Annotated in this window: 13 protein-coding genes and 1 tRNA gene; 8 read left to right on the forward strand and 6 right to left on the reverse strand. The window is 73.5% G+C overall.

The genetic code is table 11. The features are described 5' to 3' along the window. Position 1: 1 nt before the first annotated feature. From LBW97_RS18940 to LBW97_RS18960, 5 genes are all read right to left on the reverse strand, one after another. The gene (locus LBW97_RS18940) at positions 2–916 is read right to left on the reverse strand and encodes an aldose 1-epimerase family protein (RefSeq protein WP_224500929.1); all 915 of its coding nucleotides are present in this window, start codon (positions 914–916) and stop codon (positions 2–4) included. Between the two features lie 44 nt (positions 917–960). After that, positions 961–2,040, reverse strand: a complete 1,080-nt coding sequence (locus LBW97_RS18945; RefSeq protein WP_224500930.1) for a hypothetical protein — start codon at positions 2,038–2,040, stop codon at positions 961–963. Next, the gene (locus LBW97_RS18950) at positions 2,037–2,633 is read right to left on the reverse strand and encodes an RNA polymerase sigma factor (RefSeq protein ID WP_224500931.1); all 597 of its coding nucleotides are present in this window, start codon (positions 2,631–2,633) and stop codon (positions 2,037–2,039) included. Before LBW97_RS18950 ends, LBW97_RS18945 begins: the two co-directional genes overlap by 4 nt. A gap of 180 nt (positions 2,634–2,813) precedes the next feature. Continuing rightward, positions 2,814–3,170: a hypothetical protein gene (locus tag LBW97_RS18955; protein WP_224500932.1), complete on the reverse strand. Its 357-nt coding sequence runs from the start codon at positions 3,168–3,170 to the stop codon at positions 2,814–2,816. 68 nt (positions 3,171–3,238) lie between these two features. Next, positions 3,239–3,745, reverse strand: coding sequence for a GNAT family N-acetyltransferase (locus tag LBW97_RS18960; RefSeq protein WP_224500933.1), 507 nt, complete (start codon positions 3,743–3,745; stop codon positions 3,239–3,241). A 63-nt stretch (positions 3,746–3,808) separates the two neighbouring features. Between LBW97_RS18960 and LBW97_RS18965 the strand changes: the two genes are divergently transcribed. Together LBW97_RS18965 and LBW97_RS18970 are read left to right on the forward strand one after the other, a co-directional pair. Continuing rightward, entirely contained in the window at positions 3,809–4,972 is a 1,164-nt protein-coding gene (locus tag LBW97_RS18965; RefSeq protein WP_224500934.1) for an acyl-CoA dehydrogenase family protein, read from the forward strand. A gap of 83 nt (positions 4,973–5,055) precedes the next feature. After that, positions 5,056–5,499 (forward strand): DUF1707 domain-containing protein, encoded by a 444-nt coding sequence (locus LBW97_RS18970; RefSeq protein WP_224500935.1) that lies wholly within the window; start codon positions 5,056–5,058, stop codon positions 5,497–5,499. A 68-nt stretch (positions 5,500–5,567) separates the two neighbouring features. Here the strand turns inward: LBW97_RS18970 and LBW97_RS18975 are convergent. Beyond that, positions 5,568–5,653 (reverse strand) — tRNA-Leu (locus LBW97_RS18975). Positions 5,654–5,832: 179 nt separating this feature from the next. On the opposite strand from LBW97_RS18975, the gene LBW97_RS18980 reads away from it, so the two are divergent. The 6 genes from LBW97_RS18980 (at position 5,833) to LBW97_RS19005 (ending at position 13,161) form a co-directional block, all read left to right on the forward strand. Beyond that, positions 5,833–6,657, forward strand: coding sequence for a DUF3662 and FHA domain-containing protein (locus tag LBW97_RS18980; RefSeq protein ID WP_224500936.1), 825 nt, complete (start codon positions 5,833–5,835; stop codon positions 6,655–6,657). Between the two features lie 64 nt (positions 6,658–6,721). Then, a complete protein-coding gene (locus LBW97_RS18985; RefSeq protein WP_224500937.1) occupies positions 6,722–7,180 on the forward strand; it encodes an FHA domain-containing protein in 459 nt (152 codons plus the stop codon). Next, positions 7,177–8,601, forward strand: coding sequence for a PP2C family serine/threonine-protein phosphatase (locus tag LBW97_RS18990; protein WP_224500938.1), 1,425 nt, complete (start codon positions 7,177–7,179; stop codon positions 8,599–8,601). Before LBW97_RS18985 ends, LBW97_RS18990 begins: the two co-directional genes overlap by 4 nt. After that, a complete protein-coding gene (locus LBW97_RS18995; protein ID WP_224500939.1) occupies positions 8,601–10,010 on the forward strand; it encodes an FtsW/RodA/SpoVE family cell cycle protein in 1,410 nt (469 codons plus the stop codon). Before LBW97_RS18990 ends, LBW97_RS18995 begins: the two co-directional genes overlap by 1 nt. Further along, positions 10,007–11,455: a penicillin-binding protein 2 gene (locus tag LBW97_RS19000; protein WP_224500940.1), complete on the forward strand. Its 1,449-nt coding sequence runs from the start codon at positions 10,007–10,009 to the stop codon at positions 11,453–11,455. The genes LBW97_RS18995 and LBW97_RS19000 overlap by 4 nt, the downstream gene beginning before the upstream one ends. After that, entirely contained in the window at positions 11,455–13,161 is a 1,707-nt protein-coding gene (locus LBW97_RS19005) for a protein kinase (protein WP_224500941.1), read from the forward strand. Before LBW97_RS19000 ends, LBW97_RS19005 begins: the two co-directional genes overlap by 1 nt. The last annotated feature ends 43 nt before the right edge of the window (positions 13,162–13,204 follow it).

Genomic DNA, 13,204 nt, shown 5'->3' on the forward strand with positions numbered 1-13,204 from the left:
GTCAGGCGGGCTTCCAGCTGAGCGCCCAGGTGCCCGCCCACTCCTCGCCCGGCTCGAGGACGACCAGGTCGGCCCCGTCGGCGAACGCGTTGGGCGGGCAGGTCATCGGCTCCACCGCGAGGCTGCGCCGCCACTGACCGGGCGGCAGGGTGTCACCGCTGTACACCTGCAGCCACGGCCACGAGCCGTCCAGCGCGACCTCGAGCTCCCCCGCCGCGCCGGCCAGCCGCACCCGGGCCCAGCCGTCGGCGTCCCGGTCGAGGTCGGTGAGCGGGGTGTCCAGGGCGCGGTCGCCGATCCGGCCCACCGCGCCGTCGTAGGGGCGCCGCTCCCCCGTGGGCATGCCGCCGTCCAGGACCAGCTCGGTGCGGGCCGGGAGCGTGAGGTCGGCGTCGCCGATCCCGCCGTCCTCGGTCGCGCCCACCGACAGGTACGGATGGACGCCGGCGCCGAACGGTGCCGGCCGGTCGCCGACGTTGCGCACCCGGACCGTGCAGGTCAGCCGGTCGCCCTCGAGGACGTGGTCGACGGCGGCCGCGAGCCGGAACGGATAGCCGGGTTGCGGCTCGACCGTCGTCCCGATCGTGACGGACCGGTCCGCTCGGTCCAGCAGCGTCCAGGGCTGCCAGGAGAGCAGGCCGTGGATGGCGTGCGGCTCGGCCGGCGACTGGACCTCGAGCTGCAGCTCCTCGCCCTGCCAGCTCCACCGGCCGTCGCGGATCCGGTTGGGCCAGGGCAGCAGCATCGCGCCGCGCCAGCCGGGAAGCACCCGGCCGGCCGGATAGCCGTCGAGCACCTCCCAGTCGCCGACCGCCAGCCGGCGCAGCGCACCGCCGCGCAGGTCGACGACGAGGCGGGCGTCCCCGGCGGTGAGTTCCACCTCGGCGGGCGTGGTCGGCGGCCAGGTGTCGGGCATGCGGCCACCTCACCACATCCCGGCACCCGGCCGCCTCGGCGCCCTCAGGGCGTGTAGGTCACCCCTCCGGCGATGGTGAGCACGTCGTCCGGCGAGAACTCCTCCGGTGTCGTGACGGTGCACACCGTGCCGTCGGGAAGCTCCCACGCGGCCATCCAGAACCGGATCGTCGGGTCGACGTCGTCGTGCGCGCGGACGAGCTGCGCCGGAACCCCGCCGATCTCCGTGGGAACGACCGGGTCGATCGGCGTGACCGCCGCGATGCGCTGCTCGGCGGAGCCGTTGTCCATCTCGTGGACCCCCGCCGGGGCCTGCGGCAGGCACTGCACCCCCAGCACCCGGGCGGGGTCCTCGTCGTCGACGAAGGTGACGGCGCCGCTGCTCTCGTGCCAGTCGACCAGCGACCAGCCGGCCGGTGCCAGTTCCACCTGCAGACGGATCGGCTGCGGCCGGTCGACCAGCGACCCGCCGACCGCGGCGAGCGCGGCCAGGTCGCCGTGCCTGCCCTCGCCGTAGAGGTTCACCCACTGGCCGGGCGCCCGCTCCCAGACCAGTTGCGCGAAGGCCAGGTCCTCGAAGCAGACGTTGGCGAGCGTGCAGGTCCGCTCGGTGGACCCGACGACGTAGTGCGCCTCGGCGCCACCGACGGTGGTGGTCCCGCTGTCGGCGATCTCCGAGGGCTGGAACTGGTCGGCCGCCCACACCGGCTCCGTGGGCGAGAGGTAGACGGTGAAGCCGGTTCCGTCGGGGAACGTGTACCCCGCGATGGCCTCCGTGCTGCCCGCCGAACCCGTGAAACTGGGCGTCATCCCCGGCGGCGCGGGATCCGGGGAGAGCGGGAAGGTGATCGCCTCGGTGGCCACCATCGAGAGCCCGCCGGGCCCGGGCCGGGGACCGTCGACCGCTTCCGGACCGGTGATCACCACCGCCGCAGTCCAGGCGGCCGCGGCGGTCACCGCGGCGACGCCGACGCGGAACACCGCCGTCCGGCTCGGCCGGCGGGAGCGACGGGGCGCGGGCCCGTCGATCTCGGCCAGCAGCGCGGCGCGGGCGGTCGAGCGGGCCGCCGGGGTCAGGGGCGGGCCCTCGGGGCCGAGTTCGCGGAGCAGCGTGAGGTCGTTCATCGGTCCTCCTCCTCGGAGGTCGGCTGGAATGGGGAGACGTCGCCGAGTGCGGCGCGGGTCTGCCGCCGGGCGCGGTGCAGGCGGGAGCGGACGGTGCCGATGGGCACGTCGAGGACGGCGGCGATCTCCTCGTAGCCCAGCTGAGCCCAGGCCAGCAGCAGGAGCGCGTCGCGGTCGTGGCCCTTCAGCGTCGCCAGTGCGGCGGCGAGCGGGCCGCGCAGCGCCTCGGCGTCCAACCGGTCGGCGGAGTCGCCGGGATCGGCGGCGTGCCCCGGGGAACGGCCGGCTTCCCGGGCCAGTGCCCGGTAGCGGCGCTGCTCGGTGCGGACGTGGCCGTGCACGAGGTTGGTGGCGATGCCGAACAGCCAGGGGCGGACCTCCACGTGATCGGCCCGGTAGGCCGCGCGGCGCCGAAAGGCGACGAGGAAGGTCTCGCTGAGCAGGTCGTCGGCCAGCTCGCCCACACGGCGGCCGAGGTAGCGGTGCACCGTCGCCGCGTGCCGGTCGAACAGCGGGGCGAACTGCTCGGGATCGTCCAGCGAGCGGGCGATCAGCTCGGCGTCCGACGGGGCCGCGTTCGGCAGCGCACGCATGCGGGGTGGTTCGGGCGGTGGACCGGCGGACCGGTGCAGCGCCGTCGGGGTCACGGAGCGGAATGATCCGGCCGCGAACGGTGAAGTCGTCACACCCCTCCATGTCCGGAGCGGTGGATCCGGTTCACGGGCCGGAACGGAACGGCGGCGACCCCTCGGTCAGGGGCCGCCGCCGGGAGCTCAGCTCCCGCAGTTCTCGTCGCCGTAGGACTGGACGGTGTCGGCGGCCGCGGCGAACTCCTCCGCGTCCTCCTCGCTGAGGTCACCGTTCTCCACGGCTGCCTCGAAGTCCCCGTCCTCCGGGAAGTTCTCGGCCAGGAACTTCGCGGCCTCCTCGACCTCGTTGCCGGCGTCGTCGGGCACGTTGCCGGCCAGCTCGTCGAAGGCGTCCTTGGCCTCGTCGGTCTCGTCGTCCTCCATCTGGTCGATGGCCTCGTACTGCTCGCAGAAGTCCTCCACGCTGGCTCCACCGCAGGCGGTGAGGCTGAACGGCAGGGCGGCGACGGCCGCGGCCAGGGCGAGCTTCCGGATGCGCATGGGGATCCCTTTCCAGGCTGCGGCCGAGGGAGTTCGGTCCGGCCGCGAGGATGACGTCGGGCTCACCCTCACACACCCGGCGGGCCAGCCGCCTGCACGCGGCCGGAGCCTGTGGATCCGGCGATCCCTCGTTCGAAGAAGAGCGAGCCCACCGCAGCGAGGTCGCCGACGTAGGCCCCGAAGGCGCCGACCTCCCGGTAGCCGGCCCCGCGGTACAGCGCGACCGCCTCCGGCTGGAGCGGGCCGGTCTCGAGCCGCAGCGTCGTCCACCCCCGCTCGCGGGCCGCCTGCTCGAGCCCGGCCAGCACCGCCTTCGAGACACCCCGCCCGCGCGCTGCCGGCACGACGTACATCCGCTTGATCTCGGCCGCTCCGCCGCCCAGGTCCCGCAGCGCCCCGCAGCCCACCGGCGTGCCGTCGTCCTCGCGTGCCACCAGGACGACGGAGATGTCAGCGGCGGAGGGGTGCGTGCCCGGCTCCCCCTTGCCCCCGTAGCGGACCCGGAGCTCGGCCTGCTGGTCGTCGGTGAGGCGGCGGACGTCGGCGTCGTCCCACGCGGCGGGCTCGATGATCACGCTCCGATCCTCACAGGGCGCCGGAGGTACGGTCCGAGGCAGTACCCACCGCGAAGGAGCACCGTGCCGGTCGACCGCGAACTGCCCACCCCCGAGGCCGCCGATCTGCTGGCGCTCACCCGCGAGATCGCCGACGCCGAGCTCGCGCCGAAGGCCGCCGCGTACGAGCGCGAGGAGCGCTTCCCCCGCGAGGTGTTCCGCACCCTCGGCGAGGCCGGGCTGCTGGGGCTGCCGTTCGCCGAGGAGGTCGGCGGAGGCGGTCAGCCCTACGCGGTCTACCTGCAGGTGGTCGAGGAGCTCGCCGCCCGCTGGGCCAGCGTCGCGCTCGGCATCAGCGTGCACACCCTGGCCTGCTCCCCCATCGCCACCTACGGCACCGAGGCCCAGCGCCGCGACCTGCTCCCGGAGATGGTCGGCGGAACCCTGCTGGGCGCCTACTCCCTGTCCGAGGCGCACGCCGGCTCCGACGTCGCCGCCATGAAGGCCTCGGCGACCCGGGCCGACGACGGCTGGACCGCCCGCGGCGAGAAGGCATGGGTCACCCACGGCGGGCACGCGGACTTCTACTCGACGTTCCTGCGTACCCCCGATGACGGCCCCCGGGGCATCTCCTGCTTCCACCTGACGCCCGATCTCCCCGGCTTCAGCGCCGCGAAGCCCGAGGAGAAGATGGGCCTGACCGGCTCGACGACCTCGGCGATCCGGCTCGACGACGTCGCCGTCCCCGCCGACCGGCTCGTGGGCGAGCCCGGCAAGGGCATGGCGATCGCCCTGGGCGCGCTGGACTCCGGGCGGCTGGGCATCAGCGCGGTCGCCGTCGGGCTGGCGCAGTCGGCCCTCGACGTCGCCGTCCGGTACGCCGTCGAGCGGGAGGCGTTCGGCCGGCCGATCGCCGAGCACCAGGGCGTCTCCTTCCTGCTGGCCGACATGGCCGCGGCCGTGGAGTCCGCCCGCGCCACCTACCTGGTCGCCGCCCGCCGCAAGGACGCCGGCAAGCCGTTCTCCCGGCAGGCCAGCATCGCCAAGCTGGTCGCCACCGACGCGGCCATGAAGGTGACCACCGACGCCGTCCAGGTGCTCGGCGGCGCCGGCTACACCCGCGACCACCCGGCCGAGCGATACATGCGCGAGGCGAAGGTCATGCAGATCTTCGAGGGCACCAACCAGATCCAGCGGATGGTCATCGGCCGGCACCTCACCGCGGAGGCCGCGCCGCCGGCGGGCTGAGCCGGTTCCACGTGGAACCGGCCCAGGGGTGGACCGGAACGCCTCGGCGCACGACACTGGATGCCCCGTCCCCGGAGCGCCCGATGACCGAACCGCACCTGCGCGCGGCCGACGCCGACCGCACCGCCGTCGCCACCACCCTCGGCGAGCACATGGCCGCCGGGCGGCTCACGGTCGCCGAGTACGAGGACCGGCTGAACCGGGCCTACTCGTCGAAGACGTACGGGGAGCTGGCCGAGCTCACCGCCGACCTGCCGCCCGGGACGGCCGTGGCGCCGGTCGCGGCCGAGCGGGCGCCGGAGCCCAGCGCCTGGTGGCACGCCCGGCTCGATGCGTCGGAGTGGCGCGACTGGGCCGGCACCGCGGTCATCGTGATCGGCATCTGGGCCGTCATGAGCCTGGCGACGCAGGAGTTCCTCTACTTCTGGCCGATCTGGGTCTTCGGCCCGTGGGGCGCGGTCCTGCTCGCCCAGATGTTCTTCGGGAACGACGAGGAGGGCGACCCACCGGCGCTGCCCTCGCACTGAGGCGCCCGGACCCGCGGACGAGGAGGCGTGGAAACGACGAAGGGCTCCCCGGGGGGAGCCCTTCGGTCTGGTGGGCAAGGGGGGACTTGAACCCCCACGTCCTTTCGGACACACGGACCTGAACCGTGCGCGTCTGCCATTCCGCCACTTGCCCTGGCGAGGGAAGACAGTAGCAGTCGTGACCCGTACCTCGCGGCGGGGGTGCGTCGTTGCCCTGTCCGCGGGTAGACGTCCGGGGCGTCGCGGTTCACTGGACGGTCAGCCACGTCGCACCCCGCTACGATCATCGATGGCACAGCTGGACCCGACGAGCGCAAAGGAGCGACTGTGGGCGTGCTGCAGCGCTTCGAGCGCCGTCTCGAAGGCATGGTGGGTCTGGCGTTCGCCCGGCTCTTCAAGGGCAAGGTGCACCCCGCCGAGATCGCCAAGGCCCTCCAGCGCGAGGCCGACGAGCAGCGCTCGGTGATGGGCGAGGGCCGCGTGCTCGCCCCGAACGTCTACGTCGTCCGGCTGGGCGAGACCGACTTCGGCCACCTCGGCCAGTGGTCCGACCAGCTCGCCGGTGAGCTCGCCGACATGGTCACCGAGCACATCGAGGACGAGGGCTACCAGGTCTTCGACAAGGTCACCGTCCACCTCGAGCAGGACGACGAGCTCACCACCGGCGTCTTCGAGGTCAGCTCGCACGTCGCCGACCCGGCCCGTCCGGCCCCTCGGCCCGACGTCGCACCGATGGCCTCGGCGCCGATGGCGCCCGGCATCCCCCCGCTCCCCCCGCTGCCCGCCCTGCCGCCGCTGCGCGGGCGCAGCGCCACGGACACCGGCAACCAGGGCCCGTCGATGGTCGGCCGCGCCGGCTCCCGGAAGACCGCCACCCACGTGCTGGTGGTCGACGGGCCGGGTACCCGTCACGAGCTGTCCACCGGCCGCAACGTGATCGGCCGGGGCACCGAGGCCGACATCCGCCTGCCCGACACCGGGGTCAGCCGGAAGCACGTCGACGTCGTCCTCGAGGGCGGCGTCGCCACCGTCGAGGACCTGGGCTCGACGAACGGCACGCTGGTGAACGGACGTCGCATCACCCGCCAGGCGCTCAGCGACGGCGACGTCATCCGCATCGGCCACTCGGTCCTGGTCTACCGGCAGGACGGCGCGTGAGCGGATCCGCGCGCTCGCGACGGCTCGAGGCTGGACGGCACCTCCTCCCCGGGGTGGTCGACCGGTGAGCGAACTCGTCCTCCAGATCTTCCGGTTCGGCTTCCTGCTGCTGCTGTGGCTGTTCATCTTCGCGGCGTTCCGCGTCGTGCGCGCCGACCTGTTCGGTGGCCGCCCCGGCCGCGTCGCCTCGGTTCCGCCGCGCGCCTCGGCACCGAAGAAGCGCGGGCAGCGCGGGTTCCGCACCCTCGTGGTCACCGCCGGCCCGCTCAGCGGCACCAAGATCACCCTCGGTGACCAGCCGATCCTCATCGGCCGCGCCGACGACTCCACCCTCGTCCTGACCGACGACTTCGCCAGTTCCCGGCACGCCCGGCTCACCAACCGTGGCGGCCAGTGGTACGTCGAGGACCTCGGTTCCACCAACGGCACGTACCTCGACCAGCAGCGCGTCCAAGGGCCGCTGCTGGTCGCCCCCGGCCAGCCGATCCGCATCGGCCAGACCGCACTGGAGCTGCGTTCGTGACGCTGGTTCTCCGCTACGCCGCTCGTTCCGACCGCGGCCTCATCCGCGGCAACAACCAGGACTCGGTCTACGCCGGGCCCCGGCTGCTGGCCGTGGCCGACGGCATGGGCGGCCACGCCGCCGGCGACGTCGCGAGCAAGGTCGTCATCGCCGCACTCGAGCACCTCGACGACGACACCCCCTCCGGCGACATGCTGCAGTCGATGCGGTCGGCCGTCTTCGAGGGCAGCGAGCACCTGCGGGAGGTGATCCGCGAGTCGCCGCAGCTCGAGGGCATGGGCACGACGCTCACCGCGATCCTCTTCGCCGGCGGCCGGCTGGCGCTCTGCCACGTCGGCGACTCCCGCGCCTACCTGCTCCGCGACGGCCAGTTCTCGCAGATCACCCATGACGACACGTTCGTGCAGACCCTGATCGACGACGGCCGGATCACCGCCGAGGAGGCCAACCACCACCCGCAGCGGTCCCTGCTGCTGCGGGCGCTGAACGGCCAGGAGGTCGAGCCTGACCTCTCCATGCGCGAGGCTCGGGCCGGCGACCGCTACATGCTCTGCTCCGACGGCCTCTCCGGCGTCGTCAGCGAAGAGACCCTGGCCGAGGCGCTCCTCGATCCCGATCCGCAGGCGACCGCCGACCGGCTGATCGAGCTGGCCCTGCGCAGCGGTGGCCCGGACAACATCACCGTGATCGTCGCCGACGTCATCGAGGACACCGGTGGTGGCGGCCGCCTCGACCCGGTCGTGGACGGCGCAGCCGGCGACAACATCGGGCAGCGCCAGGTGGACGGCCGTTCGGCCGCCGGTCGGGCCGCCCTCGCCGACACAGGTCCCGCCTCCGCTCCCCCGCCGACAGCGACACTGCCGACGGGCGGCGGCCCCTCCGCCCGCCGCCGCCCGCTACGCGCTCTCCTGGTGGCGGGGGTCCTCCTCATCGTGCTGGTGGCGGGGGCGATCGGCACGTACGTGTGGGCGCTGAACCACTGGTTCGTCGGCGTCGAGGGCGACGGCGAGAGCCAGGAGGTCGCGGTCTTCCGCGGCCTCGACGTCTCCGTGCTCGGGCTGGACCTCTACCGGCTCGACCGGAGCGCCGACCTCGCCGTCTCCGATCTCACCCCCGCGGCCCGCACCCGGGTCCGGGACGGCATCACCGCCGACGACGCCGGCCACGCCGACCGCATCCTCGACGCGCTCCTCGACCAGCGGCTGCCGGTCTGCAGCACCTCGGACCGCGACGAGGCCGAGCCGACGCCGTCGGCCGCGCCCTCCCCCATCCCCGCGTCCCCCGCCGATCCCCAGCAACCAGTCCCCGGCGAGCCGGCTCTTCCCGAGCCACCGGCCCCCGAGGAGGCGACGACCTCCTCGTCGTCGGCCCGGACGACGACGTCGTCCGAGCCGGGGGTGAACTGCCGAGAGGCGGGCTGATGCCGGGCCCCGTCACCGATCCCCGCGGCACCGCCGCCGGGGACACCCCGACCCGCCGGAACACCGAGGCGTGGCTCCTGGGCTTCGCCGTCCTGCTCACCGTCGTCGCCCAGGTCATCGTCGACCTGACCGTGACCGGCTCACTCCGCCCGGAGATGGCCGGCTTCAGCGTGTGGATCTCCGCGCTGTGGGTGGTGGCGCACCTCGTCGTCCGGAAGTGGGCGTCCTACGCCGACCCGCTGCTGCTGCCGGGCGTCGCGCTGCTGGTCGGCCTCGGGCTGACCGTGATCCACCGTCTCGATCTGGCCGCGGAGCAGGTCGGCAGCACCGTCACCCGTGAGGACGCCCCGGTCCAGCTGGTCTGGGCGACCCTCGGCGTGGCCCTGTTCGTCGCCTTCCTGGTCGTCGTCAAGGACCACCGCTCCCTGCAGCGGTTCGCCTACACCCTGGCCCTGCTGGGCATCGTGCTCCTGGCGCTCCCGGCGGTCCTGCCCGCATCGATGTCCGAGGTCAACGGCGCCAAGATCTGGATCCGCGTCGCCGGCTTCTCCATCCAGCCGGGCGAGTTCGCCAAGCTCTGCCTGGTCGTCTTCTTCGCCGCCTACCTCGAGGACAAGCGCGACGTGCTGGCCCTGGCCAGCCGCAGGGTCGCCGGGCTCGAGCTGCCCCGTGGCCGCGACCTCGGCCCAGTGCTGCTCGCCTGGATCCTGTCGATCCTCGTGCTCGTCTTCGAGCGCGACCTGGGCAGCTCGCTGCTGCTGTTCGGCATCTTCGTGGTGATGCTCTACGTGGCCACCGAGCGGGCCAGCTGGCTGTTCATCGGCCTGGGTCTCTTCGCCGGCGGCGCGATGATCGCCTACCAGATCTTCGGGCACGTGCAGCAGCGCGTGGACACCTGGCTGTCCCCGTCGGACTACTACGACGGCGCCGGCTACCAGGTGATGCAGTCCCTCTTCGGCCTCGGCACCGGCGGCCTGTTCGGCGCCGGCCTGGGCGGAGGGCGCCCCGACCAGGTGCCGGTGGCCAAGAGCGACTTCATCGCCTCGGCGGTGGGCGAGGAGCTCGGGCTCTTCGGCCTGGTCGCCGTGATCGTCCTCTACCTCATCCTGGTCGAGCGCGGCCTGCGCACCTCGCTCGTCGTCCGTGACTCCTTCGGCAAGCTGCTCGCCGCCGGCCTCGCGTTCGCCATCGCCTGGCAGGTCTTCGTCGTCCTCGGCGGGGTGACCGGCCTGCTCCCGCTCACCGGGCTCACCACGCCGTTCCTCGCCTACGGGGGTTCCTCGCTCGTGGCGAACTTCGTGCTCGTCGCGGTGCTCGTCCGCATCAGCGATGCCGCCCGTCGCCCGACCGTCCAGCACGCCGCCCCGATGCGCCTCGGCGACGCCCCGACGGAGGTGGTGATGCCGTGAACGCACCCCTGCGCCGGGTGGCGATCAGCGTGCTCGTGCTCTTCACGCTGCTGATCGTCAACGTGAACATCATCCAGGTGGTGCGCTCCGACGATCTCCGCACCGACAACCGGAACACCCGGGTGCTGGCCGAGGAGTACGACCGGGAACGCGGCTCGATGGTCGTCGCGGGCAACGAGATCGCGATCTCCGTGCCCACCGACGACCGGCTCGAATACCTGAGGACGTATCCGCAGGGGCCGTTGTACGCGGCCGTCACGGGGTACTACTCGCTAGTGTACGGGAACACCGCCCTCGAGGACGCCGAGAACGACGTCCTCTCCGGTGAGGACGACCGGCTCTTCGTGCGCCGCATCGCCGACCTGTTCACCGGGCGTGACCCCGCCGGCGGCGACGTCGTCCTCACCCTGGACCCCGCCGTGCAGCAGGCCGCGATGGCCGGGCTGGAGGGCGTGACCGGCGCTGTCGTGGCTCTGGATCCGCAGACGGGGGCGATCCTGGGCATGGCCAGCACGCCGACCTACGACCCGACGGCGCTCTCCTCCCACGACCCCGACGCCATCCGTGCCGCCATGGAGCAGATCACCGCCGGTGACGGCCCCGACCCGCGGGTGAACCGGGCGATCGCGGACAACTATCCGCCCGGCTCGTTGTTCAAGGTCATCGTCTCGGCCGCCGCCCTCGAGGAGGGCTACGCCCCGGACACAGTCGTGCCGGCGCCGGACATCATGACCCTGCCGCAGACCAGCCAGCAGCTGCGGAACTTCAACAACTCCCGGTGCGACCCCAGCCAGGAGCAGCGCCTGATCGATGCGCTCACGATCTCCTGCAACACCGCCTTCGCCCAGCTGGGCATCGACCTCGGCGAGGACAAGGTCCGGGCGATGGCCGAGGCGTTCGGTCTGGACGACGAGCGCTCCGAGATCCCGCTCCCGGTCGCCGCCAGCCACGTCGGCGAGATCGAGAGCGACGCGGCGCTGGGCCAGACCTCCATCGGTCAGCGCGACGTCCGCATGACGGTGCTCCAGGCGGCGATGGTGGCGGCCACCGTCGCCAACGACGGCGTGCAGATGAAGCCCTACCTGGTCGACCAGCTGCTCGCGCCGGACCTGTCGGTCATCGACGAGACCGACCCCGAGGAGCTCCGGGAGCCGATCTCCGCGCAGGTCGCCGACCAGCTCACCGAGATGATGATCAGCGTCGTCGCCCGTGGCTCGGGCCGGTCGGCGCGCATCCAGGGCATGGACGTCGCCGGCAAGACCGGCACCGCCCAGGTGAAGGAGGGCGTGCCCGACCACAACTGGTTCATGGGCTTCGCCCCGGCCGACGACCCGCAGATCGCCGTGGCGGTCTTCGTCGCCAACGGCGGCGGCACCGGCGGCGACACCTCCGCGCCCATCGCGCGCGAGGTCATGCAGGCGTACTTCGAGGGGCAGGGCGGCTGATGGCGCTGGGCATCGGAAGTCTGCTGGCGGGGCGCTACGAGATCACCGCACCCATCGCCACCGGCGGCATGGGCGAGGTGTGGAAGGCCCGCGACCAGGTACTGGACCGCATCGTCGCGGCCAAGGTGCTCAAGACCGAGTACACGAACGACCCGAGCTTCCTGGCCCGGTTCCGCAACGAGGCCCGGCACACCGCGGCGCTCTCGCACCCGAACATCGCCTCGGTCTACGACTACGGCGAGACCACCGACGACAGCGGCCTGCAGACGCTGGCCTTCCTCGTCATGGAGTTCGTCGAGGGCCAGCCGCTGGTGACGATCCTCCACGACGAGGGCCGGCTGCCCGTCGACTGGACGCTGCACGTGCTCAGCCAGTCCGCCGACGGCCTGTCCGCCGCGCACCGGGCCGGCGTCGTGCACCGCGACATCAAGCCGGGCAACCTGATCGTGCGCCCCGACGGCGTCGTGAAGCTGACCGACTTCGGCATCGCCCAGGCCCGGGACGCCGCCCCGCTGACCCGCACCGGCATGGTCGTGGGCACCGCCCAGTACCTCTCCCCCGAGCAGGCACAGGGCATGGAGGTCAACGCCTCGTCCGACGTCTACTCCCTCGGCGTCGTCGGCTTCGAGTGCCTGACCGGCGCGCGGCCGTTCGACGGCGCCTCCCAGGTGGCCGTCGCGCTGGCGCACATCAACCGCCCGCCGCCCCCGCTGCCCGGCGACATCCCCCCGGCGGTGCGGATGCTCGTCGAGCGCGCCCTGGCCAAGGACCCGGCGGACCGGTTCGCCGACGGCGGCGCCTTCGCCGAGGCCATCCGTGCCGTGGCCAGCGGCGGCAGCGTCCCCGTCGGGGGCCGGATGGCTGCGGCGGCCACCGTGATCGCGCCGGCGACGGCGCCGACCCAGGTCGTGGACCTGGCCGCCGACGGGCACACCCAGGTCTTCGCCACCCCGGCCGCCGGGATGCCCGCCGTCTCGCCCGCGACGGGCGGCCGCCCCATGCCGCCGCTGCACGCGCCCGCGGACGACGACGAATGGCTGCCCGACGAGGAGGAGCCGGCCCGCCGGCGCCGCTGGGTCTGGCCGGCCGCGGCACTGGTCCTGCTCCTGCTGATCGGCGGGGTGACCTGGGTGCTGCTCAGCAACGGGGACGGCGACCGGAACCGGTCCGCCGATCCCACGACGACCTCGGCCAGCACGAGCGCCGCGGGCCCCACGGGCATGTTCCTCGACCCGGCCCAGTTCGTGGGCCTCGACGTCGCCTCGGCCGAGCGGATGCTGCGCGCGGCCGGGCTCGTCCCCGTGACGGCGGTGGCGGACGACGACGTCCTGGAGGGCGTGACCCAGACGCTGGACGCCGGCGAGGTCGCCGCGATCGACCCCTCCGGCCGCGCGGCCGCCCCCGGCGAGGAGGTCACCCTCTACGTCACCGAGGAGGCCTGGGACCCCGACGCCGAGGAGGAGCAGGAGCCGACGGAGACCGTGCAGCCGACGACGACGGCTCCGGCACCCACCACGACCAGCCAGGCCCCGGCGCCGCCCGCGGACGAGCCGGAAGAGGACGAGCCGCCGGCGGACGAGCCCGCTCCCGGCACCCCCGCCCCGCCGCCGTCGACGACCAAGCCCCCCGCGCCGACGACGACCGCAGAAGCGACCGAACCCGGGGCCGGGGGCAACGCCGCAGGTCCCACGGGCGACGGCCTGTGACGTCGCTGATCTCCGCTTCCCCGGATACCGGCTCCCGGGCGGT

The organism is Blastococcus sp. LR1 (genome assembly GCF_020166105.1).
GTDB lineage: Bacteria > Actinomycetota > Actinomycetes > Mycobacteriales > Geodermatophilaceae > Blastococcus.

What these genes read in the sequence shown, in the direction of transcription:
- LBW97_RS18940 (WP_224500929.1), bottom strand. Translation starts at nt 916, where the DNA reads ATGCCCGACACCTGGCCGCCGACCACGCCCGCCGAGGTGGAACTCACC.
- LBW97_RS18995 (WP_224500939.1), top strand. Translation starts at nt 8,601, where the DNA reads ATGCCGGGCCCCGTCACCGATCCCCGCGGCACCGCCGCCGGGGACACC.
- LBW97_RS18950 (WP_224500931.1), bottom strand. Translation starts at nt 2,633, where the DNA reads ATGCGTGCGCTGCCGAACGCGGCCCCGTCGGACGCCGAGCTGATCGCC.
- LBW97_RS19005 (WP_224500941.1), top strand. Translation starts at nt 11,455, where the DNA reads ATGGCGCTGGGCATCGGAAGTCTGCTGGCGGGGCGCTACGAGATCACC.
- LBW97_RS18955 (WP_224500932.1), bottom strand. Translation starts at nt 3,170, where the DNA reads ATGCGCATCCGGAAGCTCGCCCTGGCCGCGGCCGTCGCCGCCCTGCCG.
- LBW97_RS18945 (WP_224500930.1), bottom strand. Translation starts at nt 2,040, where the DNA reads ATGAACGACCTCACGCTGCTCCGCGAACTCGGCCCCGAGGGCCCGCCC.
- LBW97_RS18970 (WP_224500935.1), top strand. Translation starts at nt 5,056, where the DNA reads ATGACCGAACCGCACCTGCGCGCGGCCGACGCCGACCGCACCGCCGTC.